The organism is Allofranklinella schreckenbergeri (assembly GCF_003703475.1).
GTDB lineage: Bacteria > Pseudomonadota > Gammaproteobacteria > Burkholderiales > Burkholderiaceae_C > Lampropedia > Lampropedia schreckenbergeri.
The window spans coordinates 17,513-39,375 of the sequence record NZ_RDQM01000019.1 but is presented as its reverse complement, the minus strand read 5'-3'; the positions used below and the strand labels follow the sequence as shown (position 1 = coordinate 39,375).

General features: G+C 61.0%; 17 protein-coding genes and 1 tRNA gene. 11 read left to right on the top strand and 7 right to left on the bottom strand.

Translation table 11 applies throughout. The features are described from left to right. Positions 1-165 precede the first annotated feature (165 nt). Positions 166-1,155, top strand: a complete 990-nt coding sequence (gene cbiB, locus EBQ26_RS11685; protein WP_122239356.1) for an adenosylcobinamide-phosphate synthase CbiB — start codon at positions 166-168, stop codon at positions 1,153-1,155. 84 nt (positions 1,156-1,239) lie between these two features. Continuing rightward, a complete protein-coding gene (locus EBQ26_RS11680) occupies positions 1,240-2,430 on the top strand; it encodes an aminotransferase class I/II-fold pyridoxal phosphate-dependent enzyme (RefSeq protein WP_122239354.1) in 1,191 nt (396 codons plus the stop codon). Here the strand turns inward: EBQ26_RS11680 and pdxY are convergent. Beyond that, positions 2,420-3,280: a pyridoxal kinase PdxY gene (gene pdxY, locus EBQ26_RS11675; RefSeq protein ID WP_122239352.1), complete on the bottom strand. Its 861-nt coding sequence runs from the start codon at positions 3,278-3,280 to the stop codon at positions 2,420-2,422. The genes EBQ26_RS11680 and pdxY overlap by 11 nt on opposite strands. 240 nt (positions 3,281-3,520) lie before the next feature. Between pdxY and gspF the strand changes: the two genes are divergently transcribed. Together gspF and prfB are read left to right on the top strand one after the other, a co-directional pair. Further along, positions 3,521-4,738, top strand: a complete 1,218-nt coding sequence (gene gspF, locus EBQ26_RS11670; RefSeq protein ID WP_122239350.1) for a type II secretion system inner membrane protein GspF — start codon at positions 3,521-3,523, stop codon at positions 4,736-4,738. Between the two features lie 248 nt (positions 4,739-4,986). Beyond that, positions 4,987-6,091, top strand: a protein-coding gene (gene prfB / locus EBQ26_RS11665) for a peptide chain release factor 2 (RefSeq protein WP_122239348.1) whose coding sequence is annotated in 2 segments (ribosomal slippage) — positions 4,987-5,067 and positions 5,069-6,091 — 1,104 coding nt in all. Because the reading frame shifts where the segments join, the coding sequence is not laid out codon by codon here. A 160-nt stretch (positions 6,092-6,251) separates the two neighbouring features. On the opposite strand, the gene EBQ26_RS11660 is transcribed toward prfB, so the two are convergent. Together EBQ26_RS11660 and rnr are read right to left on the bottom strand one after the other, a co-directional pair. Then, positions 6,252-6,500, bottom strand: a complete 249-nt coding sequence (locus EBQ26_RS11660) for a GlsB/YeaQ/YmgE family stress response membrane protein (RefSeq protein ID WP_122239346.1) — start codon at positions 6,498-6,500, stop codon at positions 6,252-6,254. A 48-nt stretch (positions 6,501-6,548) separates the two neighbouring features. Further along, a complete protein-coding gene (gene rnr, locus EBQ26_RS11655) occupies positions 6,549-8,852 on the bottom strand; it encodes a ribonuclease R (RefSeq protein WP_122239370.1) in 2,304 nt (767 codons plus the stop codon). 17 nt (positions 8,853-8,869) lie between these two features. On the opposite strand from rnr, the gene EBQ26_RS11650 reads away from it, so the two are divergent. The 3 genes from EBQ26_RS11650 to ampD all read left to right on the top strand — a co-directional run bounded on the left by EBQ26_RS11650 (position 8,870) and on the right by ampD (position 11,539). Continuing rightward, a tRNA-Leu gene (locus tag EBQ26_RS11650) sits at positions 8,870-8,956 on the top strand. A 101-nt stretch (positions 8,957-9,057) separates the two neighbouring features. Next, positions 9,058-10,803 (top strand): sigma-54-dependent transcriptional regulator, encoded by a 1,746-nt coding sequence (locus EBQ26_RS11645; protein ID WP_238944344.1) that lies wholly within the window; start codon positions 9,058-9,060, stop codon positions 10,801-10,803. Positions 10,804-10,936: 133 nt separating this feature from the next. Then, positions 10,937-11,539, top strand: coding sequence for a 1,6-anhydro-N-acetylmuramyl-L-alanine amidase AmpD (gene ampD / locus EBQ26_RS11635; RefSeq protein ID WP_122239344.1), 603 nt, complete (start codon positions 10,937-10,939; stop codon positions 11,537-11,539). A 238-nt stretch (positions 11,540-11,777) separates the two neighbouring features. Here ampD and EBQ26_RS11630 read toward each other — a convergent pair whose 3' ends face one another. From EBQ26_RS11630 to EBQ26_RS11620, 3 genes are all read right to left on the bottom strand, one after another. Then, a complete protein-coding gene (locus EBQ26_RS11630; RefSeq protein WP_122239342.1) occupies positions 11,778-13,469 on the bottom strand; it encodes an electron transfer flavoprotein-ubiquinone oxidoreductase in 1,692 nt (563 codons plus the stop codon). Between the two features lie 264 nt (positions 13,470-13,733). Then, entirely contained in the window at positions 13,734-14,432 is a 699-nt protein-coding gene (locus tag EBQ26_RS11625; RefSeq protein WP_122239340.1) for a hypothetical protein, read from the bottom strand. After that, positions 14,429-15,355, bottom strand: coding sequence for a hypothetical protein (locus EBQ26_RS11620; RefSeq protein ID WP_147474060.1), 927 nt, complete (start codon positions 15,353-15,355; stop codon positions 14,429-14,431). Before EBQ26_RS11620 ends, EBQ26_RS11625 begins: the two co-directional genes overlap by 4 nt. 475 nt (positions 15,356-15,830) lie before the next feature. Here EBQ26_RS11620 and EBQ26_RS11615 point away from each other — a divergent pair, with 475 nt between their 5' ends. The 3 genes from EBQ26_RS11615 (at position 15,831) to EBQ26_RS12775 (ending at position 17,876) form a co-directional block, all read left to right on the top strand. Next, positions 15,831-16,331, top strand: coding sequence for a pilin (locus tag EBQ26_RS11615; protein ID WP_122239336.1), 501 nt, complete (start codon positions 15,831-15,833; stop codon positions 16,329-16,331). Positions 16,332-16,566: 235 nt separating this feature from the next. Continuing rightward, positions 16,567-17,064: a pilin gene (locus EBQ26_RS11610; RefSeq protein WP_122239366.1), complete on the top strand. Its 498-nt coding sequence runs from the start codon at positions 16,567-16,569 to the stop codon at positions 17,062-17,064. A 17-nt stretch (positions 17,065-17,081) separates the two neighbouring features. Beyond that, positions 17,082-17,876, top strand: coding sequence for a hypothetical protein (locus tag EBQ26_RS12775; protein WP_147474059.1), 795 nt, complete (start codon positions 17,082-17,084; stop codon positions 17,874-17,876). Between the two features lie 159 nt (positions 17,877-18,035). Here EBQ26_RS12775 and recG read toward each other — a convergent pair whose 3' ends face one another. Beyond that, positions 18,036-20,213, bottom strand: coding sequence for an ATP-dependent DNA helicase RecG (gene recG / locus EBQ26_RS11605; RefSeq protein WP_122239334.1), 2,178 nt, complete (start codon positions 20,211-20,213; stop codon positions 18,036-18,038). A gap of 311 nt (positions 20,214-20,524) precedes the next feature. Here recG and bktB point away from each other — a divergent pair, with 311 nt between their 5' ends. Beyond that, positions 20,525-21,709 carry a beta-ketothiolase BktB gene (bktB, locus tag EBQ26_RS11600; protein ID WP_122239332.1) on the top strand — a complete coding sequence of 395 codons (1,185 nt, stop codon included), beginning with the start codon at positions 20,525-20,527 and terminating at the stop codon, positions 21,707-21,709. Positions 21,710-21,863: the final 154 nt, after the last annotated feature.

Sequence of the window (21,863 nt, the reverse complement as noted above, 5' to 3'; positions counted from 1 at the left end):
TCACCCCGCACAGAAAACTTTCAATGCAGAGCAACAAACAAAACTTCCAACCAACTCTCGCAAACCCCAAAAATCATTCCGAAGCAGCGAAGCCGTGAACTATAACACAACTTCAGCAAACCACAAACAAAATTTTGGGGAATTTTTAGCAAGCCTCGCTTCCCTATGATGTTTGGCATGCAAGAGTCTTGGATTGTTATGGTGCTGGCATTGGCGCTGGATCGTTTCTTGGGGGAGCCTTCGGTGCGTTGGCATCCCGTGGTTTGGATGGGGGCTTCGCTTGATGCCATGCAGCGTTGGGTTTTTAAAGCACATGCCCAGAGGGCCTTGTTTTGGCGAGGCGCTTCGGGGTGGCTTGTATTGGCTATTGCGTGGGTGGCCTGCGCCTGGTTGGTGCAGTGGGGGCTTGCGCAGTTGCACTGGGGTGTGGCGTGTTTGCTCACGGCTGTTTTACTCAAGCCCATGTTTGCTTGGCGCATGTTGCGTGGGGAGGCTTTGGCGGTGGAGCACGCTTTGCGCCAATCGCTTGTGCAAGGGCAGCAGCAGTTGGCGCGCCTGGTCAGCCGCGATGTGCATCGGCTTCAGCCCGCGCAGGTGCGTGAAAGCGCTATCGAGTCTTTGGCGGAAAACTTCAACGACTCGGTGTTCGCCCCGCTGTTTTGGTTTGTATTGCTGGGTTTGCCTGGGGCGGTTTTGTACCGTTTTGCCAACACGGCGGATGCGATGTGGGGCTATCCCGGTTGGCGCGCTGGCCGCGATTGGCAGTGGGCGGGCAAATGGGCAGCGCGCGCGGACGATGTGCTGTCTTATCTGCCGGCCAGGCTCACGGCGCTGGCATTGCTGGTTGCCAATGGGCGAGTCATTCAAAAGAGCGGCGTCGGTTGGCGGCGCATGCTGGAGCGCCTTATCCATAACGCGCGACAAACGCCATCGCCCAATAGCGGCTGGCCGATGAGCGCCATGGCGTTGCTGCTGGATGTGCGCTTGAGCAAGCCGGGCGTGTACGTCCTCCACCCCGACGGGGCCAGCCCTGGCCCCCACTCGCTTGAAGCGGCGGCGCGAATGGCGCGGCGCGCCTTGCATCTGGCGTGCTGGGGGCTGGGCTTGCTGGTAAGCCTCCCGTTTTGGACGTTTTGGTTGACCAAATCCCTTTGAATTATCGATCAATAGGAAATAAAATTGCCATGTTTTGGCGATTCAGTAATTGGATGAAATTTACTTTGATCGATAAATAACATCATGCCCCCCTCGCCAATTTTCTTTTCCCATCAACATGGCGGCACCGATGGCCTGGGCCTTGCACCGTGGGATTTTTCCACCAACAGCAACGCCTATGGCCCTTGCCCAGCCGCGCTGGAGCAGGTGCGCCAAGCCGATGCCAGCCATTACCCCGATCCGCATTACCACGTGCTGCGCGAAGCGCTGGCCGATTGGCATGGCGTGGCGCGCGAGCGGGTGTTGCTGGGCGCCAGCAGCAGCGAATTGATCCATCGCATCCACCTCTGGGCACGCTTGCAGGGCATCGCCACCGTGTGCATTCCCCAGCCGGCGTATGGCGACTACGCCCAGCAGGCGCAGGCCATGGGTTTGCAGGTGCGCTGGCGCTCTCTCCAAACTGGCGGCGCGCATGCCCCCACAAGCGCCGGCGATGTCACCGACGATGGCGGGCTGCATTGGGCTTGCTCGCCCTCTAGCCCGCTGGGCTGGCCCGACCCCATCCTGCCGCACTGGCAACAGGCAGGCGCTGCGGCTCAAGCGGGTGCACTGCGGCGGTTTCTCGATGCAGCCTATGCCCCGCTGGCCTTAACGCAGCCTGGCGAGCCGCCTACGGATTGGCTGGCATCAGCGCGCCAACGCCCTTATTGGCAACTGTTTTCACCCAATAAATCCTTGGGGCTCACCGGCGTGCGCGCCGCCTACGCCATCGCGCCGCCGCTCACAGCGGCCAACGCCCCAGCGTGGAAAGCCATGCAACAAGCCTTGCTTGCCCTGGCCCCTTCCTGGCCTATCGGTGCGCATGGCGTGGCGCTGTTGCACGCGTGGACGGATCGCGGCATACAAGCCTGGCTGGCCCAAACGCGCTTGCAACTGGCCCAGCTCAAACAGCGCCAAATCGCCCTGTGCACCTCGCTAGGCTGGCAGGTGTTGCCAGGTAGCCAAACGCCGTACTTCGCCGCCCGACCCTTACCCCATGTATGGCAAGCCTATGTGCAAGGCCAGATCCGCCCGGAGCAGGCGCAAGCGCTGTTTGCGCAAGCGCTGGCGCACCTGCGCCAGGCAGGCGTCAAGCTGCGCGACACCGCCTCCATGGGCCTGCCGCTGCACGTGCGCGTCAGCGCCCAATTGCCAGCGGCGCAAGACGCGCTCGCACACGCCTGGCACAGCCTGCCCGCGCGGCTGAGAGAAGGGGGGCAAGGGTTTACAGGCTGACCGCCTCAAAGCGCGCTTGCGGCGCCACGATCTGCGCCTGCTGCGCAATCAGCGGCAAATCGCGCCGCCCCGGCGTGGTGTGGCGCACCAGCTCATACAAACTCGACGTGGCCAGCGCCAGCGCATCCGGCCAGGCTTTTTGTTGCAGCAAGTGGGCCAGCAAGATGGCCGCAAATGCATCACCCATGCCGTTGGGCAGCGGCGTGAGGTCGATCACGGGCGTATGCACCGCCCAGGCGGTGCGGGCGGTAATGGCTACCGTCGCCAACTGGCCGGTGGGGATATCGGGCGTCATCAAGCTGGTGATGACCACCGTTTTGCCGCTGTCACCGATATGGCGGCGCGCCACTTCCAGGGCGTGGGCGGTGGAAGTCAGGCTCACCCCGCCCATCAACTGCTCAAACTCGAACTGGTTGGGCGTGATGATGTCGGCAGCGGGCAAGGTGTGGTCGCGGTGGTACTCCGGGATGCCCGGGCGCACAAACACCCCGCGCCCCACATCGCCAAACACCGGATCGCACAGGTACAGCGCCTGCGGGTTGTGCTGCTTGATGCGGCCCACCACATCCAAAATCGCATCGCCAATGCTGCTGTCGCCCATATAGCCAGAGAGCACCGCCGCCACATCGGGCAACACCCCGCGCTCCTCCAGGCCCAAAAACACATCGCGCAAATGCGCCACATCGAACACCTGCCCACGGAACGCCCCGTAACCCGTGTGGTTGGAGAACTGGACGGTATGCACAGGCAACACCTCCATCCCCAGGCGCTGCATCGGGAACACCGCGGACGAGTTGCCAGCGTGGCCATACGCCACATGGGATTGGACGGAAAGAATCAAAGCAGTCATGACGAGAAAGGAGGATCAAAACGGGCGCGAAGTATGCCCGCAAACCTGCCCGTCCAACTCAGGCTCGGGCGCCCGCTCAAACCGCCAGCCCCCGCCCGCAAGCCGACGCACGCCCAATGCACCCAGGCGCGCCAAGCGGCCCGGCTAACCGCTTGCGCCATGCACAATGCGCCCCGGCTCGCGCCTGTGCGAGCGCCTTGATGTGCCCTTTCTTCTGCGTCCCTGCCGCTTGACCACCCCATGCCCGCCTACTCCTTCGACGCCATCGACGCCCAAGGCCAATCGCGCAAAGGCACGATTGAAGCCGACTCCGCCCGCGCCGCCCGCTCGCAACTGCGCGCGCAAGCACTGGTGCCGCTGGCCGTTGAACCGCTGGCCGCCAGCGCCGCGACAGGCCAGGCGCAACCGCGCTGGGCGCGCCGCGCCTTCAATGCCACCGCGTTGACGATTTGGACGCGCCAACTCGCCGGCCTGGTCGGCTCCGGCCTGCCGCTCGAACGCGCCCTGGCCATGCTGGCCGAAGAAGCGCCCGATGAGCGCCAGCAACACCTCATCGCCAGCCTGCGCGCCGAAATCAACGGCGGCGCCAGCTTCGCCCAGGCCCTCTCGGCCTGGCCGCACACCTTCTCCGACGTTTATATCGCCGTCGTCCGCGCGGGCGAGCACAGCGGCGAGCTGGCCCGGGTGCTGGAGCGCCTGGCCGACGAGCTGGAAAACCGCCAGGCCCTGCAAGCGCAAATCACCGGCGCGGCGCTCTACCCCGCCATCGTCACCCTCACCGGCCTGCTGATCGTCACCTTTTTGCTCAGCTACGTCGTGCCCCAAGTCGCCAGCGTCTTCACCGGCAACGGCCGCAGCTTGCCGTGGCTGACCGACATCCTGCTGCGCATCAGCAGCTTCATCCGCGCCGGGGGCCTGTGGTTTGCCATCGCCCTGGCGCTGGTCGCCCTGGCCTGGCGCGCCCTGCTGCGCATCCCCGCCCAGCGCGAAAAAATCGATGCCGCCTGGCTCAAGCTGCCCCTGCTGGGGCGGCTGGCGGCGCAATACAACGCCGCACGCTTTGCCTCCACCCTCGCCATGCTCAGCGGCGCAGGCGTGCCCATCCTCAAAGCCCTGCAAGCCGCCGCCGAAACCGTGGGCAACCGCAGCATGCGCCGCGACGCGCACGACGCCCTGGCCCTCGTGCGCGAAGGCGCGCCGCTGGGCGCCGCCCTGGCACAGAAAAAACGCTACCCCGCCCTGCTGGCCATGTTCGCGCGCCTGGGCGAACAAACCGGCGAGCTGCCCCTGATGCTGGAGCGCGCCGCGCGGCAATTGCAAAGCGAAGTTCAGCGCCGCGCCGTGCGCCTGGCCACCTTGCTCGAACCCCTGCTCATCGTCGCCATGGGCGTGGCCGTCATGGTCATCGTGCTGGCCGTGCTGCTGCCCATCATCCAGATGAACACCCTAGTGAAATAACCCAAGCACCCCCAAGAATTACAAATCAAAAGAAAAAAAATCAACCAATTTCGGCATGATACCAATCAAATTAAATTCACATTGATATAGATCAACAAAACCCGGCCCTGGCCCGCCCGCCCCAGGCCAGCGCACGCGGCCCAAAGCCGCTATGCGAAAATCGCCCCTTTTTATCGGCCCGCACCCCCCTGCGCGCCGCATCCCATAGCCCGCCGGGCGCGCCGCCCAGGCCCACACGAGGAACCCTTATGGAAGCAGAACGCATCAACCAAATCGCCGCGCAACTGGAAGACCTGAGCGCCCGCACCCAGGACTTACGGAGGTATCTTTGACTTCGATGCCAAATTCGAACGTCTGAGAACCGTCAACGCCGCGCTGGAAGACCCCGCCGTCTGGAACGACCCGAAAAAAGCCCAGGAGCTGGGCAAAGAGAAAAAACTGCTCGACGGCGTCGTGCTCACGCTCGAGCGCCTCACGCAAGAGCTGGCCGACAACAGCGAACTCTTTGAAATGGCCCGCGAAGAAGGCGACGACGCCAGCCTGGAGACCATCGAAAGCCTGATCGACAGCCTCAAGCCCGATGTGGAGGAGCTGGAATTTCGCCGCATGTTCAGCCAGGAGGCCGACCCGCTCAACTGCTTCATCGACATCCAGGCCGGCGCTGGCGGCACCGAAGCCAACGACTGGGCCAGCATGCTGCTGCGCCAATACCTCAAATACGCCGAGCGCAAAGGCTTTACCACCACCATCGAGGACGAAACCCCCGGCGACGTCGCCGGCATCAAAAGCGCCACCATCAAAGTCGAAGGCGAATACGCCTACGGCCTGCTGCGCACCGAAAGCGGCGTGCACCGGCTGGTGCGCAAATCGCCCTTTGATTCCTCGGGCGGGCGCCACACCAGCTTTGCCTCGCTGTTCGTGTACCCGGAAATCGACGACTCCATCGACATCCAGATCAACCCCGCCGACGTGCGCGTGGACACCTACCGCGCCAGCGGCGCGGGCGGGCAGCACATCAACAAAACCGACTCGGCCGTGCGCCTGACGCACATCCCCACCGGCATCGTCGTGCAATGCCAGGACGGGCGCAGCCAGCACAGCAACCGCGACGTGGCCTGGCAACGCCTGCGCTCGCGCCTGTACGACCTGGAGATGCGCAAGCGCCTGGAAGCGCAGCAAAAGCTCGAAGACACCAAAACCGACGTGGGCTGGGGCCACCAAATCCGCAGCTATGTGCTGGACAACAGCCGCATCAAGGATTTGCGCACCAACGTGGAAATCTCCAACACGCAAAAGGTGCTCGACGGCGATCTGGACGCCTTCATCGAAGCCTCGCTCAAGCAAGGCGTCTGACTGCAAAATTACAATTCAAACTGAATTCAATTTGAATGCAGACGCGCCGAAATAATGCCGTTTTATTTCTTTTTGAATTGTAATATATGCATCGATAGAGCATGAAAAAAGGCAGCCCACGCTGCCTTTTTTCATGCTCTGGCCAGAAGCTGGCCCAGCCTTACTTCTTCTTGCTCAACATGCCCCAGAGGATGAGCAACACGATGGCGCCCAGCACCGAAGCCACAAAACCCGCAGGCTCGCCTGGCCCATAGAAGTTCAGTTGCTGGCCCACGAAGCTGGCAAAAAACGCCCCAGCAATGCCCAGCACCGCCGTCATGATCCAGCCCAGGGCATCACGGCCCGGCTTCAGCGCCCGGGCAATCAAGCCCACGACCAAGCCAATCAAAATCGTCCAAATAATGCTCATTGCTTTTCCTTATTAGGGTTGCCAAAAAAAGGGGCGCGATTATGAGGCTCACTTTTTGCGCTTACCGACTTTGGCGCGAGAAACCTTACTCCCAGCCTTGGAACCTTTCTTGACGCGTGCATCCTTGGCTCGGGCCGCTTTGCCGCTGGCCGCCTGCGACGCGGCCTCGCCCTGCGCCGATGGACGCCCCGATGTGCGGCCAGTTGAACGGCTGGCGCGCGCGCCCTCCCAGGGGCGCTCATCGTCCACGGGCGTGAAGTCGATCTTGCGCGCATCCAAATCCACGCGGCTGACCTGCACCTGCAAACGTGTGCCCACGGCATAGCGCACGCCCGTGCGCTCGCCGCGCAGCTCCTGGCGAGTTTCATCCCAGCGGAAATACTCGCTGCCCAGCTCGGTGACATGCACCAGGCCTTCCACGAACATCGCATCCAACGTGACGAAGATGCCAAAGTTGGTGGCCGCCGTCACCGTGCCAGCAAACACCTGGCCCAGATGCTCGCGCATGTATTGGCACTTCAGCCAGGCCTCCACATCGCGGCTGGCCTCATCGGCGCGGCGCTCATTGGCGCTGCAATGCAGGCCCGCCGCTTCCCAGGATTGGAGCTCGCGCTGATCGCGCTGGGCGCTTTTGCTTTTGCGCCGCTGCTTGCCCGCGCCCGCCTCTGACGGCTCGACCTCGGGCGGCGGGGCCACTTTGGCGGCCAGCTTTTTACGAAACGCCTCGGTCGCCGCGCCAGCCTCCGGAATGGCGGGCAGATGGTATTGGCCGCCTTCGAGCATGGCTTTGAGCACGCGGTGCACCAGCAAATCGGGGTAGCGGCGAATGGGGCTGGTGAAGTGCGTGTAGGCCTCATACGCCAAACCAAAATGGCCGCTGTTATGCGGCGTATAAATGGCTTGCTGCATGGAGCGCAGCAGCATGGCGTGGATTTGCTTGGCATCGGGCCGGTCTTTCGTGGCCTCGGCAATGCGCTGGAAATCGGCCGGCTGCGGATCGTCGCCAATACTCAAGCCCAGGCCCAGCGCCTGCAGGTACGCGCGCAACACGTTTTGCCGCTCGGGCGTAGGGCCTTCATGCACGCGGTACAGCGCCCGATGGCGGTGGCTCTGCAAAAAATCCGCCGTGCAGACGTTGGCGGCCAGCATGGCTTCTTCAATCAAGCGGTGCGCCTCTGTGCGCTCGCGCGGCACGATTTGCGTGATGCGGCCGCTTTCTTCATCGCTGAGGATTTGCGTCTCCGTCGCCTCGAAATCCACCGCACCCCGCGCCTGACGTGCAGCCAGCAGCGCTTGATACACGCCATGCAAATGCGCAAATTCCGGCGCCAGCGCCTGGTATTGCTGCGCCACTGGCGAGCGCGGGTTGGCCAGAATATCCGCCACCTGCGTGTACGTCATGCGCGCATGGCTGTGCATCACGGCGGGATAGAACTGGTAGGCCTGAATCTCGCCCTTGGCCGTCACCAGCATGTCGCACACCATGCACAGGCGATCCACGCCCGGGTTGAGCGAGCACAGCCCGTTGGAGAGCTTCTCCGGCAGCATCGGGATCACGCGGCGCGGGAAGTAAATACTGGTGGCGCGCTCAAACGCATCGGCATCGATTGCGCCGCCCGAGGGCACGTAATGGCTGACATCAGCAATGGCCACCAACAAGCGCCACCCCTTGCCGCGCCCGACTTTGGCTGGCTCGCAATACACAGCGTCGTCGAAATCGCGCGCATCTTCGCCATCAATCGTCACCAGCGGCACATCGCGCAAATCGATGCGACCACGCCTGTCGGCTGCGCGCACCGTGGCGGGCAGCTTGGCGGCGGCCTTTTGGCACGCATCGGAAAAGACATGCGGCACTTCATATTTGCGCACCGCGATCTCGATCTCCATGCCCGCATCGTCCGCATCACCCAGCACCTCCGCAATGCGGCCCACGGGCTGGACGTGCAGCGAGGGTGGCTGCGTCAACTCCGCCACCACTACTTGCCCCTCCTGCGCCTGGGCCAGCGCCGCATCGGGAATGAGAACATCCTGCCCATAGCGCCGATCCTCCGGCGCCACCAGCCACACGCCGTGCTCTCTGAGCAGCCGCCCCACAATGGTGCGGGTTGGCCGCTCCAGAATTTCCAGCACCCGCCCTTCTGGGCGCCCTTTGCGATCCAGCCGAACAATGCGCGCCAGCACCCTGTCGCGGTGCACCAACTGGCGCATTTCTTCCGGGGGGAGATACACATCGTCGGAGCCATCATCGGGCGTGATGAAACCGTGTCCTTCGCGTCGGCCCTGGACGGTGCCAACAATTTCTTGCGTTAAATAGCTTTTTTTCAATTCAGATCCATTTTTTGGTATTACAATGCCGTCTTTCCTGAAGTGCCCAGGTGGCGGAATTGGTAGACGCACTAGCTTCAGGTGCTAGCGGGGGCAACTCCGTGGAGGTTCGAGTCCTCTCCTGGGCACCAAGTTTAACGAAGAAAGCCACTCATCCGAGTGGCTTTCTTGCTTTCGGGCCTGCCTTGCCCTGCGCGCCTGCAATAACCAGCTCCGCGCCGATAATCGGGCCATGTCAGAGAAAAAAGCCTCCATTCTGGTCGTGGACGACGAGCCTGATCTGCGTCTGCTCTACGAACTCACGCTCATGCGCGAGGGCTACCAGGTCGAATCCGCCGAAACCGTCGCCCAGGCGCGCGCCAAACTTGAGCGCCCCTTCGACGTCGTCTTGACCGACATGCGCCTGCCCGACGGCTTGGGCATGGAGCTGCTGCTGGAGCTGCAAGCGGCCTCGCGCCCCGAGCGCTGCATCGTCGTCACCGCCTACGGCTCGGCGGAAAACGCCATCGAAGCCCTGCGCGCTGGCGCGTTCGACTACCTCAGCAAACCCGTTGAACTCAAGCAACTGCGCAGTGTGGTCGCCTCCGCTATTCAAGGGCTGCCAGGCAAAACGCCGCCCGCAGCGCCAGCGGCTCAGGCGGCCGCCAGCACAACGCCAGCAGCCAGCGCTCGCAAAACCAAAGCCACACAACCAGACGCTCCTGCCAGCAACGGCGCTCCCCTGGACAAAGGCGCTGCCGCGCTGGCCGATCTGGTCGGCCAGTCGCCCCTGATGCAAGCCGTCAAAGAGCGCATCGGCAAAGTCGCGCGCAGCATGGCGCCCGTGCACATTCACGGCGAATCGGGCACGGGCAAGGAACTGGTCGCGCGCGCCCTGCACGCCAACAGCCAGCGCGCCGATGGGCCACTGGTGGCCGTCAACTGCGGCGCCATCCCCGAAAACCTGCTGGAGGCCGAATTCTTCGGCGCCAAAAAAGGCTCCTATACCGGCGCCACGCACGACCGGGGCGGCTTTTTCCAAGCCGCCAAAGGCGGCACGCTGTTTCTTGATGAAATCGGCGATTTGCCCTTGGCCATGCAAACCAAACTGCTGCGCGCCATCCAGGAGCGCAGCGTACGCCCGCTGGGCGCCACGCAAGAAGAAGTGGTGGACGTGCGCCTGGTCAGCGCCACCCACCGCGACCTGGCCACGGAAGTGGCCGAAGGGCGCTTCCGCCAGGATTTGTACTACCGCCTCAACGTCATCGAGCTGCGCATCCCGCCCCTGCGCGAGCGGCGCGAAGATCTGCCCGCGCTGATCGCCGCCTTGCTCCAGCGCCTCACGCGCGACAGCCCCTTCGACACCCTCCAAACCGACCCCGCCTTCATGGACGCCGTGCTGCGCCGCCCCTTCCCCGGCAATGTGCGCGAGCTGGAAAACCTGCTGCACCGCGCCGTCGCCCTGAGCGAAGACGGTATCTTGCGCGCCGAATACATTGAAGACGCAGGCGAAGCCTTCGCCCCGCCCCCTTCCACGCCCGCAGCCCCGGCAGCCACTACGGCGGCCCTACCCCCACCGGCAGCGCCCACCGCGCCCGCGCCAGCCTCCCCCAGCCCCACCTTCAGCATGCCTGCGCCCGTGGCCTACGCCAGCTTTGCCATGCCGGCCTTTCAAAGCAGCGCGCCACCCGCACCCTCGCCAGCCGTCACAGACGCGGCCTCCAGCCCTCCGGAGGCGCAACCGGAAGCGGCCGAAACGCCAGCCCCCTCAGCAGCCGCCATCGCCACCAGCGCCCGCCGCTACGACGATTTGGCCGATCTGCCCAAAGACCTGCAAGCCTGGCTGGACGAGCAAGAACGCGCCGTACTCATCCGCGCCCTCAAAGCCGTCAACTACAACCGCACCGCCGCCGCCAACCTGCTGGGCCTGAACCTGCGCCAAATGCGCTACCGCATCGAGCGACTGAACATCCCCACCGAACCCGACGCCCGCGAGTGACTCAAACGCCGCAAGCCAGTGGAATTCCTTGCAATTTATCAATCAAAGTAAAAATAAAACAATTACCATCAAGCCAAAACAACGGCATTTTGTTTCCTATTGATAGATAAAAATATCGCCTCAACGCCTTTCCATGCCTCCGGATCACCCCGCCCCCCTGCTGCACCACGGCCGCTACCGCCCCGCGCGCTGGCTCGCCTCGCCCAACTGCAACGACCGGCCGACAGGCGCCGTCGTGGACCTCATCGTCATCCACTCCATCAGCCTGCCGCCCGGTGTTTTCGAGGGCGACGCCATCGAGCGCCTGTTCACCAACACGCTCGATTGGGACGCCCACCCCTACTACCAAGGCATACGCGGCCTGCAAGTCTCCGCCCACTTCCTGATCCGGCGCGATGGCCGCGTCGTGCAATTCGTCCACACCGACAAGCGCGCCTGGCACGCCGGGGCCTCGTTCTACGCGGGCCGCAGCGCGCGCAACGACGACTCCATCGGCATCGAGCTGGAAGGGCTGGAAGGCGGCCAGTTCTGCGACGCCCAATACACCGCGCTGGCCCAGTTGTGCCAGGCCTTGGCCGCCCACTACCCGATTCAGGACATCGCCGGCCACGAAGACATCGCCCCCGGCCGCAAACACGACCCCGGCGCAGGCTTCGACTGGCCCCGCCTGCAACGCCTGCTGGCCTGGCCGCACCGCATGTTTCCGCCACGGGTGTTCCCGGCCCCATCAAGCTGAGAATGGCGCCGAGAATCTGTGCAAACCTGATTTATCCACCAAAGGAAAATAGAGCCATTTTCCATCATGCCAAAACAAGGCAATTATTTTTCCTATTGATCGATAAAAATTCACCAAATCCAGGCGCTTCAGCCACCAGAAACGCAAAAGGGTGGCCCAAGCCACCCCTCTGCAACACCAGCGCGCGCCACCCGCAACCACCGGGGCCAACCCGGCGGCCTGGGCAGCCGCCAAGCCATCACATCTCCATGTAGTTCGGTCCGCCGCCGCCCTCGGGCGCGACCCAGACGATGTTTTGCGTCGGATCCTTGATGTCGCAGGTCTTGCAATGCACGCAGTTCTGCGCATTGATTTGCAAGCGCTGCTTGCCGCCTTCGCTCTCGTCCTCGACGAACTCGTACACACCCGCCGGGCAGTAACGCGCCTCCGGCCCGCCGAACTTGGCCAAATTCACCTGCACCGGCACGCTGGCATCCTTGAGCGTCAAGTGCGCGGGCTGATCCTCGCCGTGGTTGGTGTTGCTCATGAACACGCTGGAGAGGCGGTCGAAGCTGATCTTCCCATCCGGCTTGGGATAGTCAATCTTGGCGCACTCAGCCGCCGGCTTGAGGAAAGTGTGATCCGGCGCGGGGTTCTTCAGCGTCCAGGGCGGCGTCTTGATGCCCAGCTTGGGCAGCAGCCAGTGCTCGATGCCCGTCATCAGCATGCCAATCGTCTGGCCCTTCTTGAACCAGGGCTTGAAGTTGCTCGCCGCCTTCAGTTCTTCATACAGCCAGCTCTTCTCGAACGCCTCCGGGTAAGCCGTCAACTCATCCTGCGCGCGGCCCGCCGCCAGCGCGTCGAACAAAGCCTCGGCCACCAGCATGCCGCTCTTGATCGCCGCATGGCTGCCCTTGATGCGGCTGGCATTCAGATAACCCGCATTGCAGCCCACCAGCGCGCCACCAGGGAACACCGTCTTGGGCAGGCTGGGAATGCCGCCGTTGTTGATCGCGCGCGCGCCATAACCCAGGCGCTTGCCACCCTCCAGATGCTGGCGGATGGCCGGGTGCGTCTTCCAGCGCTGCATCTCCTCGAACGGGCTGAGCCAGGGGTTTTTGTAATCCAGCCCCACCACAAAGCCCAGCGTGACCTTGTTGTCCTCCATGTGGTAGAGGAAGCCGCCGCCAAACGTCTCCTTGTCCATCGGCCAGCCCGCCGTGTGCACCACCAGGCCCGGCTTGGCCTTCTCCGGCGGCACCTCCCACAGCTCCTTGATGCCGATGCCAAAGCTCTGCGGCGCCTTGCCCTCTTGCAAATTGAACTTCGCCAACAACTGGCGGCCCAACTGGCCGCGCGCGCCCTCGGCAAAAATCGTGTACTTGGCGTGCAATTCCATGCCCAACTGGAACTCGCCCGTCGGCTCGCCATCCTTGCCCACGCCCATGTTGCCCGTGGCCACGCCCTTGACGGCGCCGTTTTCGTCGTACAGCACCTCAGTCGCGGCAAAGCCGGGGAAGATCTCCACCCCCAGCTCCTCGGCCTGCGCCGCCAGCCAGCGCACCACGCTGCCCAGGCTGATCACATAGCAGCCCTCGTTGTGGAAGTTGTTGGGAATCAGCGCCGCAGGCGTCTTGCGCACGCCCGTGGCGCTCAACATCAAAATCTCATCGGCGCTGACCGGCTGGTTCAGCGGCGCGCCCTTTTCCTTCCAGTCGGGAAACAGCTCCGTTATCGCGCGCGGATCCATCACCGCACCCGAGAGGATGTGCGCGCCCGGCTCCGAGCCTTTCTCCAGCACCATGACGCTGAGCTCCTGCTCTTTCTCCGCCGCCAACTGCTTGAGGCGAATCGCCGTCGCCAACCCCGCCGGCCCCGCGCCGACGATCACCACGTCGTACTCCATCGACTCGCGAGGGCCGTACTGGGCAAGAATTTCTTCGTTTGTCATATGCATTTTTCCTGTGGGGAGAGGACAAAGAGCACTTGCAACCCATCCTTGGCCAAGCGCCCTCTATCTATATATACAGCACCGAGAGCCGCCTTGCTGCCACTGCGCACGCCGTGGGACTATCGAAACGCATCAAAAGTCAACCGCAGCAAACGTTGCAGCAAAGCAGGCATCGAATGCATTATCAGCCAAGAGCGCTACCGCAATAAGAGAGTTCTTGATCGACGAGAAAGAACAGAGCCCAATAGCCATCAATCCCCGCCGTCAAGCGCGCCTGCGTTGCTTGACTATTTCAGGGATATATTTATTTTTTCTCGATTCATCCCCAAAACCCAAGCGCTCATAGACGGAACCGCCAATGCCAGGCTCCACGTTCTCTCCATTCTTTCTGGAGTCTTCAGCCACCCAAAAAAACTCGAATTTATCCGAAATGGCCTTGGGAAACTCCTTGGCCAACCTTTCTTGCGCGCCTTTCAAAATGACTGGTGCAACCACAAAAATCTGATTCACCTCCACAGCAGAGATCGCCCTTGTCAAATTCGTTTTCACCACACAAGCGCCAGAAATGATCGACTTGACGACGACGAATGAAGCCGTTTGGGTGGTTTGGCCTTCTTTATATTGCTTGAATATGGGAGAAATGGAAATATCGCCCTCCCGCACTCTTTCATTCCAAAGACACATCAGCTTGACCCTGGAGCCAAGCCCGCTTTGCTCCAAGCGCTCAATAATCCCTCTCGCAAGAAAGTCAGCATCTTCCACCGTGCAAACAACGTAGATGTCCTCCAGAGGGGAAGAGATTTTTTGAGGCAAAAAAGAAGCCAGCGCTTTGCCAAGAGCAATCATCGCCTGGCGATACTCTGCGACATTCAGATTCTGATTGGCAATTCTATCCACCAAATCCCGAGCATCTGCATCCTTTTCAGCATAAACGCTATAAACCCTGGTAGCTGTATCAGTCATAGCAAGAACTCCTCCAACTGCTCAAAGGTTTTGGGATTGGCTTGGATTATCATTTTCTGGAAGGCGTCAAACTGGGGCGTCAGGCAGCTGTACTTCAAAACACCTGAATCATTTTTTCGACTCCATTCGAAAAACCCTCTTTCAATACTGAATCTGAAGTCTGGAATTTCGCGGAGGATATTTTTCAATTCATCCTTAATTTTTATATTGGCAGCCTGCTCAGGCAGAAGCCTGATCAATTGCGGAGATTGCTCTTGGGCGATCATCAAAAGTTCATCAACCCTTCCACCCTTATCGCTATGCATAAAGGCTGCTGCAAGAGCGGAATAAACAAATCCCAATTCAGCCAAGTCAGGACTGGAAGTTATGCTCAACTGAGCAAGAATCTCTCTCAAAGGATGATGTTCGAAAATCAAACGATTGATTGAGCCATCACAAAAAGGAAAGAACTCGACTTCAGTATGTTCTTCAATATTTTCTGGAAGCGTTCTCTTTAACTTATCGGCTAAACCCAAGTTCGCCACCACAAGAACCGTGGAGCCCCGCTCTTCCAATGCGTCAGAAAGGCTCTTTTGCATCATGAAGTCCGCATGCACAGAGCCTTCTTCCCCACGTCCCCAGGAAAGGTCTTGAACATTCTTCAGTTGATGGTATCTGGCCCCATCAGCAGTCTCCACCAGCAAGTCGTCCACCGCCGCTTCAACTTGCTCATACACGGCTGGCCACCGTTCCACCCTCGGCAGCATGCAATACCTCACCAAGACTTGGGCAAGGGCGAACGCTGCATACAGTCTTTCATAGTCCGTGCCTTTTCTGCCGTTATGCCCGCCCCGCCACTTGTTTTTCAGGTAAAGGGCAGATCCGGGGAACAAAGTCTGCATACGCTGCAAACGTTCCTCTGGAGAATGGCTGGAGTAGGACATGAAGCAATTCGCAGAAATACACAGTGATTCGCACTGTTTGGCAGTCTAACAGCTTGGCCTGCTGTGCAAGTCACAATGTTTACCAACTCAGCGTGCTGCCCCGTAGGCGCCCAAGCGGGGAACCCGCCTGCCATCTGCTGCAAAAAGACGGACACGACTTGATGACCACAGCGGGGGGCGGCGCTCAGGACGAAGGGGAAGCAAACCCGCTAGCCCCAGCCCAAACTTGTCAGCCCTCACCTCCAATTTTTGCCCTCTGCCAAAAATTGGCACCCAGATTGGCCAATTTTTGCGCCTCACCTGACCAAAATCGGCGCGCAATGTCACAAAACCTGCCCACCCGCTACTTTCATTGACATTTATGTACACATTGCGGCCTGGCACGCCCCTTGCATTCTTCATAGGCATTGAACGAGGGGTTCAATAACTGAAGGTAAGTTTATTTTTCAACCATTCCCAACCAAGGAGTAAAGACATGAAAGCAACTCTGCAAAAAGGTTTCACCCTGATCGAACTGATGATCGTGGTCGCGATTATCGGTATTCTGGCCGCTGTGGCTCTGCCTGCTTACCAGGACTACACTGCTCGCGCTCGTGTTTCTGAAGTGATGCTGGCAGCTTCCCAGTGCCGCACTACCATCACCGAAGTTTCGCAGACTGGTATGACCACTGCTCCTGCCGCAGATGGCTTCGGTTGCGGTGAAGGTGCTCCGGCTGGCGGTCTGACTCAATACGTGGCTGAACTGCATACCACCAACACCGGCATTATCACTGTCAAGGCTCAGAACATTTCTCAGCTTGGTGCTACCGATGTGCTGAGCTTGGAGCCTTTCTCTGACACTGCTATGGCTACCCCATCCGTCAACACTGACTTTGTGCGCGGTACCGAGCAAGCTGTCGTTGCATGGCGTTGCGGCCACACTGCTGGCGGTACAACCATTCCGCAGCGTTATCTGCCCGCAAGCTGCCGCGGCTAATGCAGTGGGCACGTCAAATGGCGATGCCCTTGCTTCCTACGAAAAGGCCCCTACTGGGGCCTTTTTATTACTGCAATCTTCTATAGCCATCCCGATGGAAGGTCACGCACTCTAAAATCTGCACAGCGCTCAATTCACCTTTGTGCATGAGACTGTACGATTTTCTCCCTAGCATCATGCGGTAAGATTTTTCGGAAGGGCCGATTGCATAAAAATCATGCAAAGAGGACTAATAATGAAAAAGCATCATGGCTTTACTTTGATTGAATTGATGATCGTAGTAGCCATCATTGGTATTTTGGCCGCTGTTGCATTTCCTGCTTATCAAGATTACACCGTGCGTGGACGTGTTTCCGAGGTTTTGTTAGCCGCATCCAAGTGCCGCACATCAATCATAGAGGCGTCAAAAGTGGGGTTGATATCCCCTCCCCTGCCCAATGGCTTTGGATGCGGCGAGGGTAATGGCGGGGGTCTCGGTCTTAGTCAATATGTGGCGGAAATACGCACTAGCCCTGTGGGAGTGATCCAAGTGGACGCGCAAAATATTCCCCAATTGGGAGGGACGGTAACCTTGTCGCTGGAACCATTCAGCGATGCGAGTCTGACAACTCCGTCTGTTGCGGCTGATTTTGTACGCGGTACATCAAAAGATGTTGTCGCTTGGCGTTGCGGTTTTCCGGCCGGTGGAACCAACATCCCAACTCGCTATTTACCATCCAGTTGCAGGCACTGATGATGCCAACTTGAAAGATGCTTCTGAAAAATATTTATTCATCTTCTCTGCTGCGAGCAAAAATCAAGGCTGCATTAATCCATCTGTCTATTACGGCTACGCTGGCGGTCTTGGTCGTCTTGGCAGTCAACCATTTTTGGTTTCCTTATGGAACTCTTCGATTTTTGAAGGGGTGGGAGATTTTTTTGGTGCTGATTGCATGCGATATTGTGTTAGGGCCTGCGTTATCTCTAGTAATTTTCAACCAAAACAAGCAGCGGCGAGAGCGTATAATAGATTACAGCGTTATTGCTGCAGTGCAACTGGCCGCATTATTTTATGGCCTACACATGCTGAGTCAAAATAGATTGGCATTTCTCGTGTACACAGTAGACAGGTATGAGGCCGTCAGTGCTGGAGATTTGTCTAAAGAAGAAATGGCCAAGGCTCCAAATCCGAAATGGCGCAATCTCAGCTACGTGGAAAATTATGTAGTTGCCGTTCAACCCCCTGATGCAACCCAGGCAGATTTTTTTTCTATGGTGTTTAGCGGCTTAGAAAATAAAGATTTACAATTCTTCCCTTCTCTCTATAGAGAGCTGGATACCGTACACCCCCCTATTCGCGATCGAATTCAATCGATAGATGCGCTATCACCACAAGCACAAGATGTGTTAAGGAGCGTCATTTCCAAATTAAATATAAAAAACCAAAACAATGTGGGCTGGCTGCCGTTGAGTCGAGAGCGGGTTTTTTGGACTATATTGGTTGACAAAAATACAGGGAAGCCGATTCATGCATTGGCGATAGACCCCTATCTAAATGGGGCTTAGCAGGCTGCTGAAATACTGAATTGACAGGCTGAAAAGCCCCAGACTTGCCGCCTCAAGCCATCGCAATTCATTGATTTATGGTCTGCGAAGGGGCGATCAGGGCATCATGTCGGATGTTTTCGCCCAGCGTCGGCAGTATTTCAGCAGCCTGCTAATTTTTCACGCCTTCAAATACTCCCACCGCACCCCCAGCCAGCGCCGCATGTGTTCTTCGGCCTGCTGGGGGTGTTCGCGCAGCATGATGGGGGCGGCGGTGCGGGCCCATTCGAGTAGGGGTTGATCGGCCTCCAGGTCGGCAAAGCGCAGCAGGGCGGCGCCGGATTGGCGGGCGCCGAGGAATTCGCCGGGGCCGCGGATTTCGAGGTCGCGGCGGGCGATTTCAAAGCCGTCGTTGGTTTGGGCCATGGCGCGCAGGCGTTCTTTGGCGGTGTCGCCCAGGCGGCCGGTTTCGCCGGGGGTGTAGAGCAGGATGCAGGCCGATTGCGCTGTGCCGCGGCCGACGCGGCCGCGCAGTTGATGCAGTTGCGAGAGGCCAAAGCGCTCGGCGTGTTCGACGACCATGAGGGAGGCGTTGGGCACGTCCACGCCGACTTCGATGACGGTGGTGGCGACGAGCAGGCCCATGTCCCCAGCGGCGAATTGCGCCATGACACTGTGTTTTTCCGCCTGCGGCATGCGCGAGTGCAGCAGGCCGATGCGGGCCTGGGGCATGGCGGCGCAGAGTTCTTCGTAGGTGGCGGTGGCGTTGGAGAGGTCCAGCGCTTCGCTTTCTTCGATGAGGGGGCAGACCCAATAGGCTTGTCGGCCTTGGGCGATTTGATGGGCCAGGCGTGCGATGAGTTCGTCGCGCCGGGCGTCGGCGATGAGGCGGGTATCGACGGGGGTGCGACCGGGGGGGAGTTCGTCGATGGTGGAGACGTCCAGATCGGCGTAGTAGCTCATGGCCAGGGTGCGCGGGATGGGGGTGGCGCTCATCATGAGCATGTGCGGCTCCGGGGCGGAGGCGGCCTCGCCCGGCTGGGCGGGATGGGCTGGCGTGGCGGCGGCCCCATCGCCCTGGCGGTTGCGCAGGCTCAGGCGTTGTTCGACGCCAAAGCGGTGTTGCTCATCGATGAGCGCCAGCCCCAGCCGGGCAAAGCGCACGTGTTCCTGGATGACGGCGTGGGTGCCGACGACGAGCGCGGCCTGGCCGGATGCGATGGCGTCCAGCGTGGCCTGGCGCTCTTTTTTTTTCTGCGCACCCGCCAGCCAGGCGACGTGCTGGCCACGCGCTTGCAGCAGAGGATCGAGCCAGTCGGAGAGTTTGCGCAGGTGTTGCTCGGCCAGGATTTCGGTGGGGGCCATGAGGGCGCATTGCCAGCCCGCGTCGATGCAGGCGCAGGCGGCCAAGGCGGCGACGATGGTTTTGCCCGAGCCCACATCGCCTTGCAGCAGGCGGTGCATGGGGATGGGGCGGGTGATATCGGCCAGGATTTCGCCCACCACGCGGCGCTGGGCGCGGGTGAGCGCAAAGGGGATGCGGGCCAGCAGTTGCTCGTGCAGGGGCAGGGCTGAACCGGCGTCATGGCCAGCAACCCGCGCGGGCCGCAGCACGGGCGCGCGCAGGCGCTGGCGCAGTTGGCGCACGCGGTATTGCGAGAGTTGCTGGGCCAGCAGTTCTTCCACCTTCAGGCGCTGCCAGGCGGGGTGGCTGTGGTCTTGCAGGGTGTGCAAGGCCACGTCGGGCGCAGGGTGGTGCAGAAAACGCAGGGTTTGCGCCAGCGGCCACCAGGGGCTGTCCGCCCCACTCTGGGCTTCAACCCTTGGCGCGCCTTTGGGCAGGGGCGGCGGGCCGATGCGCTCGAACAGGGCTGCGGGCAGGGTGTCGGGCAGGGCGATGCGTTGCAAGGCGGTGACGATCATGCGCCGCAGATAGGCTTGGGGCAGGCCCTTGCTGACGGGATAGACGGGGGTGAGGGCGGCGGGCAGGGGCGCATCGGCCTTGCGCAGTTGGGGGTGCACCATTTCGCGGCCCCAGAAGCCGCCGCGCATTTCGCCATACAGCCGCAGGCGCTTGCCGGGCGCCAGGCTTTTTTGCTGCGAGGGGTAGAAGTGCAAAAAGCGCAGTTGGCAGCTGCCGCTGGCATCTTCCACCATGGCCACGAGCTGGCGGCGCGGGTGCAGTTGCACTTCGCAGTGGGTGACGGTGGCCTCGATCAGCACGCTGCGCCCTTCGCGCGCCTGGGCGATGGGCACGACGCGGGTTTCGTCCTCATAGCGCAGGGGCAGGTGCAGCACCAGATCGATGTCGCGGTGCAGGCCGAGCTTGTCGAGGGCTTTGCGGATGGCGGGAGTCATGCGGTGATGGTGCCATAGCCCCAAGGGTGCTGCGGCCCAATGGCGTGCAGGCCAAAGCCCGTAAAATTTTACAAATCAAAGGAAACAAAATATGCTTGTTTCGGCATGATATGCAATAAATTGGTTTTATTATGATTGATAATATACTCCAGCCCCAGGCTTTGTGCCGCCCGCTGCGCTGGCGCTGGCGCTGCGCGTAAGACCCAATGGGCATGCCCTGCATTTGCATGCACACTATCGCGCTTCCCCGGTTGTGTTTTGCCCGCGTGGCAAGGCGCGCCATTTTCACCACTGCATCAAGAGGAAATCACATGACAAGAGAAGTCGTCGTCGTCAGTGCCGTTCGCACCGCCATTGGCACGTATGGAGGCAGCCTCAAAGACATCGCGCCTACGGCGCTGGGCGCGCTGGTCGTCAAGGAATCGCTGGCGCGCGCGCAGCTGGAGGGCAAGGATGTGGGCCATGTGGTCTTTGGCCACGTCGTCAACACCGAGCCGCGCGATATGTACCTCTCGCGCGTGGCCGCGATCGACGGCGGCTGCCCGATCGAGACGCCCGCCTTCAACGTCAACCGCCTGTGCGGCTCGGGCCTGCAAGCCATTGTTTCGGCCAGTCAAAGCATTTTGCTGGGCGATGCCGATGTGGCCATTGGCGGCGGCGCCGAGAGCATGAGCCGCGCGCCCTACGCCAGCCTGAACACCCGCTGGGGCGCGCGCATGGGCGACACGCAACTGGTGGACATGATGGTGGGCACGCTGCACGACCCCTTCCACAAAATCCACATGGGCGTGACGGCGGAAAACATCTCCAAAGAGTTTGGCATCAGCCGCGAGGAGCAGGACGCGCTGGCGCTGGAGAGCCATTTGCGCGCCGCGCGCGCCTGGGATGAAGGGCGTTTCGAGGGCCAGATCGTGCCCGTCATGCTCAAGACGAAAAAAGGCGAAGTGGCCTTCGAGAAAGACGAGCACTTCCGCCCCGGCGCCAAGCTGGAGGATTTCCAGAAGATGAAGCCCGTGTTCCTGAAGGAAAACGGCACCGTCACCGCCGCCAACGCCAGCGGCATCAACGACGCCGCCGCCGCTGTGGTGCTGATGGAAGCGGGCGCGGCCCAGGCGCGCGGCCTCAAGCCCCTGGCGCGCCTGGTGGGCTACGCCCATGCGGGCGTGGAGCCGAAAATCATGGGCATCGGCCCCGTGCCCGCCACCCAGGCGCTGCTGAAGAAAACCGGCCTGTCACTGGAGCAGATCGATGTGATCGAAGCCAACGAAGCCTTTGCCGCACAAGCCTGCGCCGTGACCAAAGGCCTGGGCGCCGACCCGGCCAAGGTCAACCCCAACGGCTCGGGCATTTCGCTGGGCCACCCCATTGGCGCCACGGGCGCGCTGATCACCGTCAAGGCCTTGTACGAGCTGCAACGCATCCAGGGCCGTTACGCGCTGGTGACGATGTGCATCGGCGGCGGCCAAGGCATTGCCGCGATTTTTGAGCGCATGTAAACAAACGGCGCTTTGACTGGCGCGCACGCGCAGGGCTTGCCCAAGGGCACTTGGCCACAAGCGCCAAGCCCCTTGCCCAAGCAAACCCTTCGCCGCCCCCCTTGGCCCCCGCCGCACTTCTGCCAGGCAGATGCGGCGGGGAGCCTGTTTTTGG